The sequence below is a fragment of the Terrabacter sp. 05T424 genome, assembly GCF_056396225.1.
This window is the reverse complement of sequence record NZ_JBFTLB010000016.1, coordinates 1-13,745: the sequence shown is the minus strand read 5'-3', so window position 1 is coordinate 13,745 and position 13,745 is coordinate 1. Positions and strand designations below refer to the sequence as shown.

Sequence of the window (13,745 nt, the reverse complement as noted above, 5' to 3'; positions counted from 1 at the left end):
CCACGTGCGCGCCGACGGGAGCGCCCACATGGTCGACGTCTCGGCGAAGGCGGTCACGGCCCGCGAGGCGAGTGCGGCCGGGCGCGTCCTCCTGTCCGCCGACGCCGTGGCTGCCCTGCGATCGGGTGCCGTGCCCAAGGGTGACGCTCTCGCGGTGGCCCGCATCGCCGGCATACAGGCGGTGAAACGCACCCCCGAGCTCATCCCGCTGGCCCACCCCATCGCCGTCCACGGCGTCGAGGTCGACGTCACGGTGGCCGACGACGGCGCCGACATCTCGGCGACCGTGCGCACCGCCGACCGCACCGGCATCGAGATGGAGGCGCTGACCGCCGTGTCCGTCGCTGCCCTCGCGCTCATCGACATGGTCAAGGCGGTCGACAAGCACGCCCGCATCACCGACGTCCGCGTCACGGCGAAGTCCGGTGGCCGCTCGGGGGACTGGCGTGAGTAAGGGGTTCGGCTCGGGTCGGCGGGCCGTCGTTGTCACGGCGTCGACCCGCGCGGCGGCAGGTGTCTACGAGGACAGGTCCGGGCCGGTCATCGCCGAACGGTTGCGCGCGTGGGGTTTCGAGGTCACCGGCCCGGTCGTGGTGCCGGACGGCGACGAGCTCGGCCGTGCGCTGCGAGAGGCGCTGGCCACCGAGCCGGAGCTCGTTCTCACCAGCGGCGGCACCGGCCTCACGCCCACCGACGTGACGCCCGAGCAGACCGCGCCGTTGCTCGACCGGCTGGTGCCCGGGGTGGCGGAGGCGATCAGGGCGGCAGGCGTCGCCACGGGAGTTCCCACCGCGATGCTGTCGCGAGGCCTGGTCGGTCTCGCCGGGCGCACGTTCGTGGCGAACCTGCCCGGGTCTCGAGGGGGCGTGGTCGACGCTCTCGAGGTTCTCGAGCCGGTGCTGGGGCATGCGCTCGACCAGGTCCCGGGCAGCGACCACTGATGACCAGATGGGTAGGCGTGCAGGCCAAAGCGATTCACCGCTCAGCGACGGCGGGCGTGACGCGATGAGGATGCCGTGGCGTCCCCACCGCGACGGTCAGGCTCGCTGGCCCATCGTCCTGCGCGACGCCTCGGTCGATCCCGTCGTGGTGCTGCGGCCCCTGCGCATCGACGACGAACGTGACTGGCAGCGGGTGCGCCGCGACAACGCTGCCCACGTCCAACCGTGGGAACCGACGCTGCCGCCGGGAGCGCCGCCGCGCACGCCCGTGTCGTTTCGGCAGTTCGTGCGCGACCTCGACGCCGAAGCGCGCGCCGACCGGGCGCTGCCGTGGTGCATCGAGGTCGGTGGCCGCATCGTCGGGCAGGTGCACCTCTTCGGAATCGTCCGCGCAGCACAGCAGTCCGGCGCTGCCGGCTACTGGCTCGACGAGTCGGTGACCGGGCGGGGCATCGCCACGCGGGCTCTGGCGCTGGCCGTCGACCACGCCCTGGGGGAGGGCGGGCTGCACCGTGTCGAGGTGAACATCCGGCTCGACAACGAGAAGTCGCTGCGGGTGGCCGAGCGGCTCGGGCTGCGCGACGAGGGCGTACGCCGTCGCTTCCTCCACATCGACGGTGCGTGGCGCGACCACCGGTCGTTCGCGGTGACGAGCGAGGACCTCCGGGGCGCGACTCTCATGGCACGCCTGTCACAGGTGTAACACCAGCCTCTTGCGCGACACGCCTCGAATGTGCGAGGCGGGCGTCGAGGCGCGTCCTACCGTGGGTCACGTGCCAGTCAGCAGCCTCATCTTCGTCGTCATCGTGGCGATCTGGGCTGCCTACCTGATCCAACACTGGGCCCGTCGCCGCGAGGATGCCGCAGCCACCCGCTCCGTCGACGGCTTCTCCGAGGCGATGCGCGTCCTCGAGAAGCGTCCTTCGCTGCCCAAGGCCGAGCTGAGCACCCCGCGGCCCCACTCGTATGCCGTCAAGCCGGCTCGGGTGGGCGGCCCGACCGTCGACGTGAAGCGAGCCGTCCCCGCCGGCACCTCGCGCCGCAACTCTCCGCTGGTGGCTCGTCGCACAGACCAGCAGGTGCTCTCTGCCGACCTGGCCGAGACGGTCTTTGCACTCCCCAGTCACGACGACCACGACATCGCCCCCAACGCCACCGAGGTGGACCGCATGCACGAGTCAGCGCGCCAGTCGAGCATCACCGGGCCGCACCGCCGGCCCAGTAGTGCTCCGGCCCCTGCTCGAGTCCCGATGTCGCAGAGGCGCATTCGCGCCGTTCTTCTCCTTGCCGCGATCGTGTGGCTCCCGACCTCGATCGTGCTGACCGTGACCGGCCTGCTCATGTGGGTCTCCATCCCGTTCGCCGTTCTCACGGTCGGCGCCGTCCTCGTGTGGCTTCGGGCCGAGGCCCAGGCCGACAAGCTGCGCACGTCGGCTGACGAGGCACGAGGTCGCTCGGGGTCACAGCGCCGTCGTCGCCGCGACCGCCGCAACGACGAGTACGACTGGACCGCCACCCACGTGCCCGTGCTGTCGAGTGACGACACGCAGGTCATCCGCAGCTCCGTCTCGGACGTGGCCGTCGGTGTGGAGCAGGTGGTCACCGTCGGGGCGTCCGGAGCCGCGCACGCCGAGCCCGGAGTCTTCGACGTGCAGGCCCCGGTCGCGGGTGAGGCCCCCGCCGCGCAGCCCGAGCCGCAGGCGGCGCCCGAGGGCAGCTGGAGCCCGGTCCCCGTGCCGAAGCCCACCTATTCGCTCAAGGCGAAGGCCGAGCCGCGCTTCACCGAGGGCGGCATCCCCGCCGACGTCTTTGACACACCCGAGTTCGCCGACGAGGCCGAGGAGCTCGACGACCGAGCCCTCTTCGCCCGCCGCGCCGTCTCGCAGTAAGAGCCGTCCCACCCTTCGCCGCAGCCGCCGCAAATCCGGCCCCGGCTGAATTGGCGCGCGGGATCGGTCGGTCCAGGTGGCGGTTTGGGGGCCGTGGCGCCGGGTCCGACGGGTGGGCGCCTGCCTGGGCGACGGTTTGGGGGCCGTGGCGCCGGATCCGACGGGTGGGCGCCTGCCTGGGCGACGGTTTGGGGGCCGTGGCGCCGGATCCGACGGGTGGGCGTCGGTCTGGGCGACGGTTTGGGGGCCGCGGCGCCGGATCCGACGGGTGGGCGCCTGTCTGGGCCTGCCGGCATACGGGCCCCACAGGTCTTGACCACGGAAACGTCAGGCGTTGGCGGGGGAGCTGCCTTCGTCTGCGGAGTCGGACAGCTCGCGGTCGAGCTGTCGGGTGCTCTCGTCGCTGAACAGGTGCTTGCCGACCGCGTTGAGCACGGCCGCGAACGGCACGGCGACGAGGGCGCCCACGATGCCGGCGATGATCGACCCGGTCGCGATGGCGAGGATGACGGCGAGCGGGTGCACGCTGACCGCCTTGCCGAGCAGGAACGGCTGGAGCACGTGCGACTCGAGCTGCTGCACACCGATGACGACGGCCAGCATGATCAGCGCGACGCCCGGACCGTGGGCGACCAGCGCAAGCAGAACCGCCACCGCACCCGACAGCAGCGCGCCGACGATGGGGATGAAGGCCAGCAGAAACACCAGGATGCCGATCGCGAAGGCGAACGGCACCTTGAGGATCGCGGCACCCACCGAGATGCCGATCGCGTCGACCAGGGCGACGATCATCGTCGCGCGCACGAACGCCGACAGCTGGTGCCAGGCGATGATGCCGGACGAGTCGACGCGCGGGCGGGTCGCGCGCGGGAAGAGTCGCACGACCCAGCCCCAGATGCGCGGCCCCTCGTAGAGGAAGAAGAAGAGGGAGAAGAGCGCGATGAAGAGGCCGGCGATGAAGTGCGTCGCCGTGAGGCCGACCGACGTGGCGGTGTCGCCGAGGTTGCCCGACTCGCTGACCTTGTCGCGGATCGTGTTGAAGTACTGGTCGAACTGCGCGTCGGTGATCTTGAAGCTCGTGCGCACCCAGTCGCGGATGCGCTCGAGGCCGGTCGCGACCTGGGAGGTGAGGTCGGAGAAGCCGCTGCTGAACTGCGACCCGACGAGCGTGAACAGCGCGCTGACGAGGATCAGCACACCGAGGACGGTGAGGCCCGCGGCGCCGCCGGGCTTGAGCCGCCGTGCCTGCAGCCACAGGGCGACCGGCCGCAGCAGGGCGGTGACCAGGATCGCGATGGCCACCGGCACGATGATCTCGGAGACGGCGCGCACCGCCTGCGACAGCACGTAGAGGGCTGCCCCGATGAGCACGATGCGCCACGCCCAGTCGGCCGCCACCCGCATGCCGGGCGGCACCTCCGCCGCCTCGATGCCGGGCAGCTCGGGCGCGAGGGGAGGGGTCACGTCGCCGGCCGCGGTCGGTGCGGGGGCCGCTGGCTCGGGCGTCCGGACGGAGGGGGCGTCAGCCGCTTTGTCGGTCACGGTGACACCGTATGCTGCCCGGCGCGGCCACGGGGCAACGACCCTTCCCCATGCGGCCGTGAAACCCGGCGTCACGATCACGATCGCGCATCGGCAGAACGGCACGGCTGCGTACGCTCGGGGGATGAGCGACGCATCCGTCACCGGCCGCCCGACCCTCGCTGTCACCGGCTCGACCGGATGGCTGGGCGGGCTCGTCGCCCGCGAGCTCGCCGACCGTGGAGTGCCGCAGCGGCTCCTCGTGCGTGACGTCGGTCGCGCACCCGACCTCCCGGGCGCGTGGCCGGTGCAGGCCGCGTACGCCGACCGGGTCGCCGCCGAGAGCGCGCTGGCGGGTGTCGAGACCCTCTTCATGGTCTCGGCCGCCGAGAACGCGGATCGCCTCGCCGAGCACTACGCCTTCATCGAGGCCGCGGCCGCCGCGGGCGTGCGGCACGTCGTCTACGTGTCGTTCTTCGGGGCCGCGCCCGACGCGACCTTCACGCTGGCCCGAGACCACGCGGCGACCGAGCAGCGCCTGCGGGACTCGGGCATGGCGTGGACGTTCCTGCGCGACAACCTCTACCTCGAGTTCGTCGACCAGATGATGGGTGAGGACGGCGTGATCCGCGGGCCGGCCGGGGACGGGCAGGCAGCGGTGGTCGCCCACGAGGACATCGCGCGGGTGGCGACCGCGGTGCTCATCGGCCCCGAGTCGCACGCCGGTCAGACCTACAGCCTGACCGGGCCCGAGGCGCTGACCTTCGCCGAGATGGCAGCCGTCGTCAGCGAGGTCACCGGACGCGAGGTCACCTTCCACGACGAGACCCTCGAGGAGGCGTACGCGTCGCGCGCGGTCTACGGGGCACCCGACTGGCAGGTGGATGCTTGGGTCTCGACCTACACGGCCGTAGCGAAGGGCGAGCTCGACGGCGTCACCGACGACGTCGAGCGGCTCACCGGCCGGCCGCCGCTGTCGCTGCGGGCCTACCTCGAGTCGAAGCGCGGCTAACCGACGAGCTCGGCGGTCTGGCGGGCTATCGCGAGCTCCTCGTTGGTCGGCACGACCGCGACGACCACGGGTGACCCGTCGGGCGAGATGACGCGTGCCCGCCTCGATCGGGCACCGTTGCGGGCGCGGTCGATCGCGATGCCGAGTCCCTCCAGCCCTTCGGTGACGGCGGCGCGGAGGGCGATGCTGTTCTCTCCGATGCCGGCGGTGAAGACGAGCACGTCGATGCCGCCGAGCACCGCGAGGTAGGCGCCGACGTAGTGCTTGAGCCGGTGCACGACGACGTCGAACGCGAGGCGGGCCTCGGTGTCGCCGTCGGCGAGCCGCTTCTCGAGCTCGCGGAAGTCGTTGACACCGCTGAGTCCCAGCACGCCGGACTTCTTGTTGAGCAGCGTGTCGATCTCGTCGAGCGACAGGCCGGCTTCACGACCGAGGTATGCGTGCAGGCCGGGGTCGACGTCACCCGAGCGGGTGCCCATGACGAGTCCCTGCAACGGCGTCAGGCCCATGGAGGTGTCGACGGCCACGCCGCCGCGCACGGCCGAGGCCGAGCAGCCGTTGCCGAGGTGCAGGACGACCTGGCGCAGCTCGCCGACCGGCCGTCCGAGCAGGTCGGCCGCAGCTCGGGAGACCCACTGGTGGGACGTGCCGTGGAAGCCATAGCGGCGGATCGCGTGCTTGCGCGCGAGGTCGCGCGGGACGGCATACGTCGACGCCTCGGGCGGCAGGGAGGAGAAGAAGGCGGTGTCGAAGACGGCCACGTGCGGCACGTCGAAGTGCTCGCGCGCCGCCTCGATTCCGGTCACGGCTGCCGGGTTGTGCAGGGGCGCAAGGGCGCTCAGCTCGCGAACGCGCTCGAGCACGGCGTCGTCGATGACGACCGGTTCGGAGAAGTCGGGACCGCCATGGACCACCCGGTGCCCGACGGCCCGCAGCGGGACGCTGTCGAGGTCCACGCCGTCGGCGCGCAGGTCGTCGGTCATCCGCTTCAGGGCGGCGGCGTGGTCGGCAACGTCGCTGCCCGACTCACCGATGCGTTCGATGGTGCCGCCTGCCCGCTTCTCACCGGTCTCGGGCACCACGACCTGGAACTTGAGCGACGACGACCCGGCGTTGAGGACGAGCACCGGCGGAGCCGCGGTGGCGGCGCCGGAGGTCTGGGCGTTGGTGTCGGTCAACGGGATGCTCCCTGCTGGGCCTGGACCGCCGTGATGGCGACGGTGTTGACGATGTCGTCGACGAGTGCGCCACGCGACAGGTCGTTGACCGGCTTGCGCAGACCCTGAAGCACAGGTCCGACGGCGACGGCGTGGGCGCTGCGCTGGACCGCCTTGTAGGTGTTGTTGCCGGTGTTGAGGTCGGGGAAGACGAACACGGTGGCGTGCCCGGCGACGGGGGAGTCGGGCATCTTGGCCCGGCCGACGTCGGGATCGATGGCGGCGTCGTACTGGATCGGCCCGGCGAGGGCGAGCTCGGGCGAGCGCTGGGCGACGAGCTCCGTTGCGGCCCTGACCTTCTCGACATCGGCACCCGATCCGCTGGCGCCGGTGGAGTACGACAGCATCGCGACGCGCGGCTCGATGCCGAACTGGTGCGCCGTCTGGGCCGAGGACATCGCGATGTCGGCGAGCTGCTCCGCGGTCGGGTCGGGGATGACGGCGCAGTCGCCGTAGACGAGCACGCGGTCGGCGAGGCACATGAGGAAGACGCTCGACACGGTCTTCACACCGTCGGCCGTCTTGACGAACTCCAGGGCGGGGCGGATGGTGTGTGCGGTCGTGTTGACCGCGCCCGAGACCATGCCGTCGGCGAGGCCGAGGTGGACCATCATCGTGCCGAAGTAGGAGATGTCGGTGACGACCTCTCGGGCGCGCTCGACGGTCATGCCCTTGTGGGCCCGCGCGGCGGCATACTCCGTGGCGAAGCGCTCGACGAGGTCGGGGTCGGTGGGCGACACCACGGCTGCGGCGTCGAGGTCGAGACCGAGGCTCGAGCCGCGGGCGCGCACCTTCGTCTCGTCACCGAGCAGCGTCAGGTCGGCGACGCCGCGGCGCAGCAGGACGTCGGCGGCCTGGAGGATGCGGTCGTCCTGGCTCTCGGGCAGCACGATGTGTCGCCGGTCGGCGCGGGCCCGCTCCATCAGCTGGAACTCGAACATCAGCGGCGTGCGCACCTCGGACGCGGAGACGTCGACGGCTGCGAGCAGGGCCGTGACGTCGATGCTCTCGGAGAAGAGGCGTCGGGCCGTCTCGATCTTGTTGCGTGACCCCTTGGTCATCGGCCCGCGCACCTGCATGAGCCGCTCGGCCGTGCGGAACGTGCCGTCGTCGGTGAGCGCGATCGGCAGGTCCTGCTGCACGCCTGCCGAGAGCCGTGCGATGGTCTCGGGGATCGGATAGCCGCCGGTCAAGATGATGCCGGCCAGGGTCGGGAACGTGCCCGACTGGTGCGCGAGGAGCAGGCCCGGGATGAGGTCGCTGCGGTCGCTCGGGGCGATGATCGTGACGTCGGGGCCGATACGGGCGAGCACGTTCGGCAGGCTCATTGCCGCGACGACGAGTCCCAGGCTGTCGCGGTCCATCCATGACTCGCTGCCGAGCACCAGCCGCGCGTCGATGGCCTCGGCGAGCGCGCGGAAGCTCGGGGCCGACAGCAGGGCGTTCTCGGGGATCGCGCCAGTGACGGGAAAAGGCAACGAGGACAACGCACTTCGCACCTCGCCGAGGTCATCGGACTCGACGCGGTTGGCGACGACGGCCACGGTCTGGGCGTGGTTGGCGCGCAGCTCGGCGACCGCGCCGTCGGCCGCCACCCGGATCTGGTCCGGCGTGCGGCCACGGCCGTGCACGACGAGGACGACGGCCGAGCCGAGGTTGGCGGCGATGCGGGCGTTGAACGACAGTTCGGTTCCCGTCGAGACGTCGGTGTAGTCGGAGCCGACCACCACGACCACGGCGAAGCGGGAGCTGAGTGCCCCGAACTTCTCGACGATGACGTGCAGCGCCTCGTCGGGGTCGTCGTGCGCCTGGGCGTAGGTGACGCCGATGGCCTCGTCGTACGTCTGGTCGATGCCCGGTTGGCTCACGAGCATCTCGACGATGTGGTCGACCTCGTCGTCCGGGCCGCTCCCACCGAGGGTGGTCAGCGGTCGGAAGACGCCGACCGAACCGACCTCGCGGAGGAGGGCGTCGAGCAGGCCGAGGGCCACGGCGGACTTGCCCGTCAGGCCCTCCGGAGAGGTGACGTAGACGCTTCGGCTCACGACACGAACCTAGCGAACGGCCACCGGCGTCGGGTCGGCACCGGGGTCACGGCGCGACACCGTGAAGGTCGGTGGTTGGCTCAGCGACTGCCCGACCACGCAGTAGCGCTCCGTCGCCGTCGCCAGCCGTTCGAGGGTGGCGTCGTCGGCATCGGTCGTCACCTCGGCGACGACGTGTGGCGCGATGACGCCCACCGGGACGTCCCGGTCGATCCCGAGCGTGCCGCGTACGTCGAAGGTGGCCTCGGCACGCACCGTCACGTCGCGCAGGTCGACGCCGAACGCGACGGCGACCGTGTGCAGCGTGACGCCGGCGCACGCGACGAGGGCCTCCATGAGCATGTCGCCCGAGCACGCGTCGGTGCCGTCGCCACCCGTGGCGCGGTGCAGTCCGGCGCGCACGGGGCCCGCCCAGGTGGCGACCTCGACGGTCGGCGGCACATCGAACGTCGCGGTCGCCGAGACGGGTGTCAGTGCGCTCGCAGGCTCGTCGCGGTAGCGCTGCTTGAGCGGTGTCTGCGCGGCGCGCAGCTCGTCGCGGTTCATCCGTGCGCTTTCGGGCGTGGTGCGTGCTGGACGTGGTCGCTCATGGGCCCTCCCTGATCGACGGACGCGGTCACAGCCAACGTATGCGGTCTGCTGCCGTCGGCGCTCGCGCCCCGCCCGGTAAGGGCCGCGCATGGTCTACGGCTCGCGTGGGACGCGGTCGATACCGAGCCTGGCGAGCAGGCGCAGGGCGTCGTGAGGTGCGTGGCCCTTGGCGTCATTGTCGAAGTAGACGTGCACGTCGTGCCCCTCGTCGAGCCATCCGGTGCACGTCTGGGCCCACCGGTCGAGCGACTCGTCGGTGTAGCCGCTGGCGTAGAGCTCGGTTTCGCCGTGGAGGCGCACGTAGCGGAAGTCACTCGTCGCGTCGTGCATCACGGGCCACTTCCCGGCACTGTCGGCCACGACCATTGCGATTCCGTGCTCCGCGCACAGCCCCCGGGCCTCGTCCGAGTCGAAGCTCTCGTGGCGCGGCTCGAGGGCGTGGCGCAGTGGCACGTCGACCTCGGTCGTCGTGAGACTGCGGTCCTCCTTGACCTTGTCGTCGTGGTTCGCGGCGAGGGTGGCCGCCGCACCCGTGGTGGTCGGCAGCAGCTCGAAGAAGGAGGCCAGGCGGTCGTGGTCGAAGTGCAGGCGCTCGGGCAGCTGCCAGAGGATGGGCCCGAGCTGCGCACCGAGGGCCAGGACCCCGCTCGCGAAGAAGTTGGCAAGCGGGGTCTCGACGTCTCGCAACGCCTTGAGGTGGGTGATGAAGCGTCCGCCCTTCACCGCGAACAGGACGTCGGGAGGAGCGGCGGCCCGCCACGCCGCATACGAGCTCGGGCGCTGGAGGGAGTAGAACGACCCGTTCACCTCGATCGACGACATCCGCTCGGCGGCATACGTCAGCTCGAGCCGCTGGGGGAGCCCCTTCGGGTAGAAGTCACCCCGCCAGGAGGGGTAGCGCCACCCGGAGACGCCGACGAGTGCACGGGGCATGCTGCACCCATACCCCGCCGGCTCCCCTGCGTGGCTAGATCCAGCGGCGGCCCTTGAAGACGCCCCAGAGGGCGGCGCTGACGACGCCCATCATGCCGAGCGCGAACAGGTAGCCGAGGCGCCAGTGCAGCTCGGGCATGGCGTCGAAGTTCATCCCGTAGACCGTGCCGATCAGGGTCGGGGCGAAGAGGATGGCGGCCCACGCCGAGATCTTCTTGACCTCCTCGTTCTGGTCCATGCTCGCCTCGGTGAGGGTCTTCATCTCCTCGTTCTGCTTCTGCGCGACGAGCGTGGCGTTGACCGTGAGGATGTCGCGGAGCAGGTGGCGGAAGCCTTCGACCTGCTCGCGCACCGCGGTGAGGTGGTCCTCGACGTCGCGCAGGTAGCGGCGCAGCTCCTCGTCCGTGCCGTACTTCTCGAACCCGGCCGACAGCGACTGGATCACCGTGGCGAGGGGCCGCACGGCACGCTCGAACTCGATGACCTCGCGGCTCAGCTCGTAGATGCGTCGCGAGACCGCCGGGTCGCCCCGGAACACCTCCGTCTCGATCTCGTCGATGTCGTTGTGCAGCCCCCGCACGACGGGCAGGTAGCCGTCGACCACCCGGTCGAGGATGGCGTAGAGCACCGCCTCGGGACCCCGCGCGAGCAGCTCGGGGTCGCTCTCGAGGCGCCGGCGCACCGCGGACAGGTCAGGCGCCTCGCTGTGGCGCACGGTGATGACGAAGTCGGGGCCGACGAAGAGGTGGACCTCGCCGAACTCGACCTGCTCGGACGCGTCGACGTAGCGTGCGGCCCTCAGCACGACGAAGAGGGTGTCGCCGTAGCGCTCGATCTTCGGGCGCTGGTGGGCCACGATCGCGTCCTCGACGGCGAGCTCGTGCAGGTCGAACTCGCTTGCGAGAGCGGCCAGCTCGTCCTGCGTCGGTCGGTAGAGCCCGATCCAGCCCATCGACCTGTCGAGCTCACGCAGGGCGCGGAACGTGTCGGCCAGGCCCTCGGGTGACGACGTGCGCCGGCCGTCGACGTAGATGGCGCTGTCGACGACGCTGGCGCCCTGTCGCCGCTGGCGGCTGGAGCCCGGCTGGTCGTTCGGGTGCGACGGCTGCGACGGCTGCGACGTGTCGTTCGCGGCGCCGGGTCGCCGGACCCGGCCGGCGAGGGTGCGGATGGGGTTGCGGGTGGTGGTGCGGGTGCGCTCGGACATGGCGACCTCCCGTGGCGGGACGAAGGGGCGGCGGACAGCGTCACGAGAGCCGCTGCGAGCCCGGTCGGTGGTGCCTGGGTCTCGAGCGGTCAGCTCTCGTGGGTCGTATGACTGGGAGGCTCGCCACACATGGGGACCCACCTCCTGCTGTCGCCGCGACCCGCCCGTATGCCGTCGCCTGGGGGAGTCTAGACCTGCGGGCGGGGTCGGCGTGGCGCGTTCCGAGTCAGGCCACTGCGGGCCCGGCGCTCAGCGCCGCCGACGCCCGTGGAGGCCGGCCTCCGACTCGAGGTCCTGGACGCGCGCCTCGAGCCGCAAGTTCTGGACGCCTGCGCCGACGAGCTCGGCTGCGACGGTGATGCCGTAGAGGCCGAGCTCGGGGTCGTCCTCGCCGACGGGCGCTGGGTTCACGGTGCCTCGGATCCGGGTCTTGCATCAGCGTCCTGCTGGTGCTACAAAAAATCTATCGCATCCACCACAGATCTGGCTGGGATCCAGGACGGCGCTCGACGAGTGACGGAGGTGACGACGATGATGATGACGACGGCGATGCCGGCGCCGCAGCGCGACGTCGATGCGGCCTTCATGGAACTGGTACTGGCTGACGACGAGCTCGTCCGCCTCGAGTTCGAGGCCCTGATGCAAGCCGGCTTCGGCGCGCGGACACCCTCCCTCGAGCCGCCCGCCTCCGAGCCGGCACGTCCTGCATGCGGCGCAGCCCTCGAGTCCCGGCCGACGCGCTGTGCGTCTTCGCAGACCACCACTGCGCTCCGGCGCCGTGGTCGGGAGCGCAGTCCGCCGTGAGCACGCCTGTGTGTGTTCTCGACCTTGGCGGTCCCGGTCTCCTCGACCGGGACCGTCACTGTCAGGCGAGGGTGAGGAAGAGCTTCTCCATGGTGGACTGGTCCTCGGCGCTGATTCCATCTGGCGACGTGAGGCACTCGCGCATGCCGGAGGAGACGATGGCGAAGTCTCCCCCCGCGCCCCAGGCCAGCGCCGTTTCCACAAGTCGCGGGCGAGCAGGTCCAGTGCAACTGAGGGGGAGCCGTCGCCCTCCGCCGCGCTCCGGGCTCCTCCCCGAATCCGCCCATAAGCATCCAGAACATGAAGAAGGACCGGACAGAAAGCGTGTCCGGTCCTTCTTCATGTTGTGGAGCTGAGGGGATTCGAACCCCTGACCTTCTCATTGCGAACAGGTGCGGGGCCGTTGTCGTGCTCGTCCTGGTGCGCTGCATGCGTTTCCTGGGCACCCTTGACGGGTGGGCGTTTTGGGGCCCGGGGGACACCGGGGGGACACGACTCGAGCACGCGGGTCTGCGCAGTGACGGGAAGGCTCCGCGCTGGGCGGCGCCGCGCAGAAGGCGCTTGATCGACTCAGCCGCGCGGGCTGGAGCGGGCACCTCGCGCTCGAGGTGGGCAGTGGTCCTCCCTGGGGCTCGACTGGAGCGGCGACGGCTGGGGCTTCCCTCGTCCAGGCGCTTGTGTCTCGACGACGGCTCGCTGAGCCTGCCGTGGGGAGCGTTCTCGACGGGTCGGGCGCCGCCTTGAGCTCTTGGAAGCGTGGGGGCGGCGGGGTGCGCGAGGACGGCGCGCCAGCGCCGCCCGCAGCGCGGGGTCCCTGCCGCGGGTCCCCGCGCTTTTCTGCGCCGGAGGCGTAGCTTGAACCAGTACAGAAACTCCTCACCGACTCGTATCCCGATTGCTGTCCTCCCTCAGGTGATGCGCGACAGTCGTCCGTCAGGTGATGTGCGACAGGGGCGTGGTTCGGCACCGTGGGTTCGGGCGTCTCCGTGGGGCGTCCGGACTCGAGGAGGCCGGGATTGGCACTGGTTGTCTTGTCTGTCATCGAGCAGCGGTTGGACGCGGTCCGGGCGGTGTTGGCTGGTGCGGATGTCACCGAGGTCGCGGCGGGGTGTGGGGTGCATCGCTCGAGCGTGCATCGGTGGGTGGGTCGGTACCTGACCGATCAGCTGGCGGGCTTGGCGGACCGGTCACATCGGCCGGTGTCGTGTCCGCAGCAGGTGGCTTCGGTGGTCGAGGCAGCGGTCGTGGAGATGCGTCGCAGGCATCCGCGGTGGGGGTCGCGTCGGATCCGGATGGAGTTGATGCGTCACCCCGTGGAGGGGGTGACGGTGCCGGCGGAGCGCACGATCGATCGGATCTTGATCCGGCAGGGCCTGCTGCGGACCCGGCCGCGGAAGAAGCCGAAGAGCGCGTATGTGCGGTTCGAGCGTCCGGGGCCGATGCAGCTGTGAGGGATCGACATCGTCGGCGGGATCCAGTTGGTCGACGTGGCCACCGGGGTGGTGCGGGACGCGAAGCTCGTGACGGGGGTGGATGACCATTCGAGGTTCTGCGTGCTGGCCCATGTCATCGAGCGGGCCACCTC

14 protein-coding genes and 1 pseudogene are annotated in these 13,745 nt (G+C 71.1%); 7 read left to right on the top strand and 8 right to left on the bottom strand.

Going from position 1 to position 13,745, the window contains the following annotated elements:
• Positions 1-28 precede the first annotated feature (28 nt).
• From moaC to AC1DE0_RS21380, 4 genes are all read left to right on the top strand, one after another.
• Positions 29-454, top strand: a complete 426-nt coding sequence (gene moaC / locus AC1DE0_RS21395; RefSeq protein WP_442293122.1) for a cyclic pyranopterin monophosphate synthase MoaC — start codon at positions 29-31, stop codon at positions 452-454.
• Positions 447-941 carry a MogA/MoaB family molybdenum cofactor biosynthesis protein gene (locus AC1DE0_RS21390; RefSeq protein WP_478105461.1) on the top strand — a complete coding sequence of 165 codons (495 nt, stop codon included), beginning with the start codon at positions 447-449 and terminating at the stop codon, positions 939-941. The genes moaC and AC1DE0_RS21390 overlap by 8 nt, the downstream gene beginning before the upstream one ends.
• A 70-nt stretch (positions 942-1,011) precedes the next feature.
• Positions 1,012-1,644: a GNAT family N-acetyltransferase gene (locus AC1DE0_RS21385; RefSeq protein ID WP_478105459.1), complete on the top strand. Its 633-nt coding sequence runs from the start codon at positions 1,012-1,014 to the stop codon at positions 1,642-1,644.
• 70 nt (positions 1,645-1,714) lie between these two features.
• Positions 1,715-2,830 carry a hypothetical protein gene (locus tag AC1DE0_RS21380; RefSeq protein WP_478105457.1) on the top strand — a complete coding sequence of 372 codons (1,116 nt, stop codon included), beginning with the start codon at positions 1,715-1,717 and terminating at the stop codon, positions 2,828-2,830.
• 327 nt (positions 2,831-3,157) lie between these two features.
• On the opposite strand, the gene AC1DE0_RS21375 is transcribed toward AC1DE0_RS21380, so the two are convergent.
• On the bottom strand, positions 3,158-4,372 hold the full coding sequence (locus tag AC1DE0_RS21375; RefSeq protein WP_478105455.1) for an AI-2E family transporter: 1,215 nt from the start codon (positions 4,370-4,372) through the stop codon (positions 3,158-3,160).
• Positions 4,373-4,496: 124 nt separating this feature from the next.
• On the opposite strand from AC1DE0_RS21375, the gene AC1DE0_RS21370 reads away from it, so the two are divergent.
• The gene (locus AC1DE0_RS21370) at positions 4,497-5,363 is read left to right on the top strand and encodes an SDR family oxidoreductase (RefSeq protein ID WP_478105453.1); all 867 of its coding nucleotides are present in this window, start codon (positions 4,497-4,499) and stop codon (positions 5,361-5,363) included.
• On the opposite strand, the gene AC1DE0_RS21365 is transcribed toward AC1DE0_RS21370, so the two are convergent.
• The 6 genes from AC1DE0_RS21365 to AC1DE0_RS21340 form a co-directional block, all read right to left on the bottom strand.
• Positions 5,360-6,541 carry an acetate/propionate family kinase gene (locus AC1DE0_RS21365; RefSeq protein WP_478105451.1) on the bottom strand — a complete coding sequence of 394 codons (1,182 nt, stop codon included), beginning with the start codon at positions 6,539-6,541 and terminating at the stop codon, positions 5,360-5,362. The genes AC1DE0_RS21370 and AC1DE0_RS21365 overlap by 4 nt on opposite strands.
• Entirely contained in the window at positions 6,538-8,625 is a 2,088-nt protein-coding gene (pta, locus tag AC1DE0_RS21360; RefSeq protein ID WP_478105449.1) for a phosphate acetyltransferase, read from the bottom strand. Before pta ends, AC1DE0_RS21365 begins: the two co-directional genes overlap by 4 nt.
• 9 nt (positions 8,626-8,634) lie before the next feature.
• Complete coding sequence (locus AC1DE0_RS21355) at positions 8,635-9,171, bottom strand: OsmC family protein (protein WP_478105447.1); 537 nt, start codon at positions 9,169-9,171, stop codon at positions 8,635-8,637.
• 138 nt (positions 9,172-9,309) lie between these two features.
• Positions 9,310-10,149, bottom strand: a complete 840-nt coding sequence (locus AC1DE0_RS21350; RefSeq protein WP_478105445.1) for a DUF72 domain-containing protein — start codon at positions 10,147-10,149, stop codon at positions 9,310-9,312.
• Between the two features lie 34 nt (positions 10,150-10,183).
• Positions 10,184-11,356 (bottom strand): magnesium and cobalt transport protein CorA, encoded by a 1,173-nt coding sequence (locus tag AC1DE0_RS21345; RefSeq protein ID WP_478105443.1) that lies wholly within the window; start codon positions 11,354-11,356, stop codon positions 10,184-10,186.
• Positions 11,357-11,605: 249 nt separating this feature from the next.
• Positions 11,606-11,767: a hypothetical protein gene (locus AC1DE0_RS21340; protein WP_478105441.1), complete on the bottom strand. Its 162-nt coding sequence runs from the start codon at positions 11,765-11,767 to the stop codon at positions 11,606-11,608.
• Between the two features lie 111 nt (positions 11,768-11,878).
• On the opposite strand from AC1DE0_RS21340, the gene AC1DE0_RS21335 reads away from it, so the two are divergent.
• A complete protein-coding gene (locus AC1DE0_RS21335) occupies positions 11,879-12,160 on the top strand; it encodes a hypothetical protein (RefSeq protein ID WP_478105439.1) in 282 nt (93 codons plus the stop codon).
• 61 nt (positions 12,161-12,221) lie between these two features.
• Here the strand turns inward: AC1DE0_RS21335 and AC1DE0_RS21330 are convergent, their stop codons facing one another.
• A complete protein-coding gene (locus AC1DE0_RS21330; protein ID WP_478105437.1) occupies positions 12,222-12,362 on the bottom strand; it encodes a hypothetical protein in 141 nt (46 codons plus the stop codon).
• A gap of 814 nt (positions 12,363-13,176) precedes the next feature.
• Here AC1DE0_RS21330 and AC1DE0_RS21325 point away from each other — a divergent pair.
• Positions 13,177-13,745 (top strand): annotated as a pseudogene (locus AC1DE0_RS21325) (helix-turn-helix domain-containing protein); the annotation flags it as partial.

Coding starts and splice junctions, on each gene's coding strand:
- moaC (WP_442293122.1), top strand. CDS start 29: ATGGTCGACGTCTCGGCGAAGGCGGTCACGGCCCGCGAGGCGAGTGCG.
- AC1DE0_RS21385 (WP_478105459.1), top strand. CDS start 1,012: ATGCCGTGGCGTCCCCACCGCGACGGTCAGGCTCGCTGGCCCATCGTC.
- AC1DE0_RS21370 (WP_478105453.1), top strand. CDS start 4,497: ATGAGCGACGCATCCGTCACCGGCCGCCCGACCCTCGCTGTCACCGGC.
- AC1DE0_RS21355 (WP_478105447.1), bottom strand. CDS start 9,171: ATGAACCGCGACGAGCTGCGCGCCGCGCAGACACCGCTCAAGCAGCGC.
- AC1DE0_RS21350 (WP_478105445.1), bottom strand. CDS start 10,149: ATGCCCCGTGCACTCGTCGGCGTCTCCGGGTGGCGCTACCCCTCCTGG.
- AC1DE0_RS21345 (WP_478105443.1), bottom strand. CDS start 11,356: ATGTCCGAGCGCACCCGCACCACCACCCGCAACCCCATCCGCACCCTC.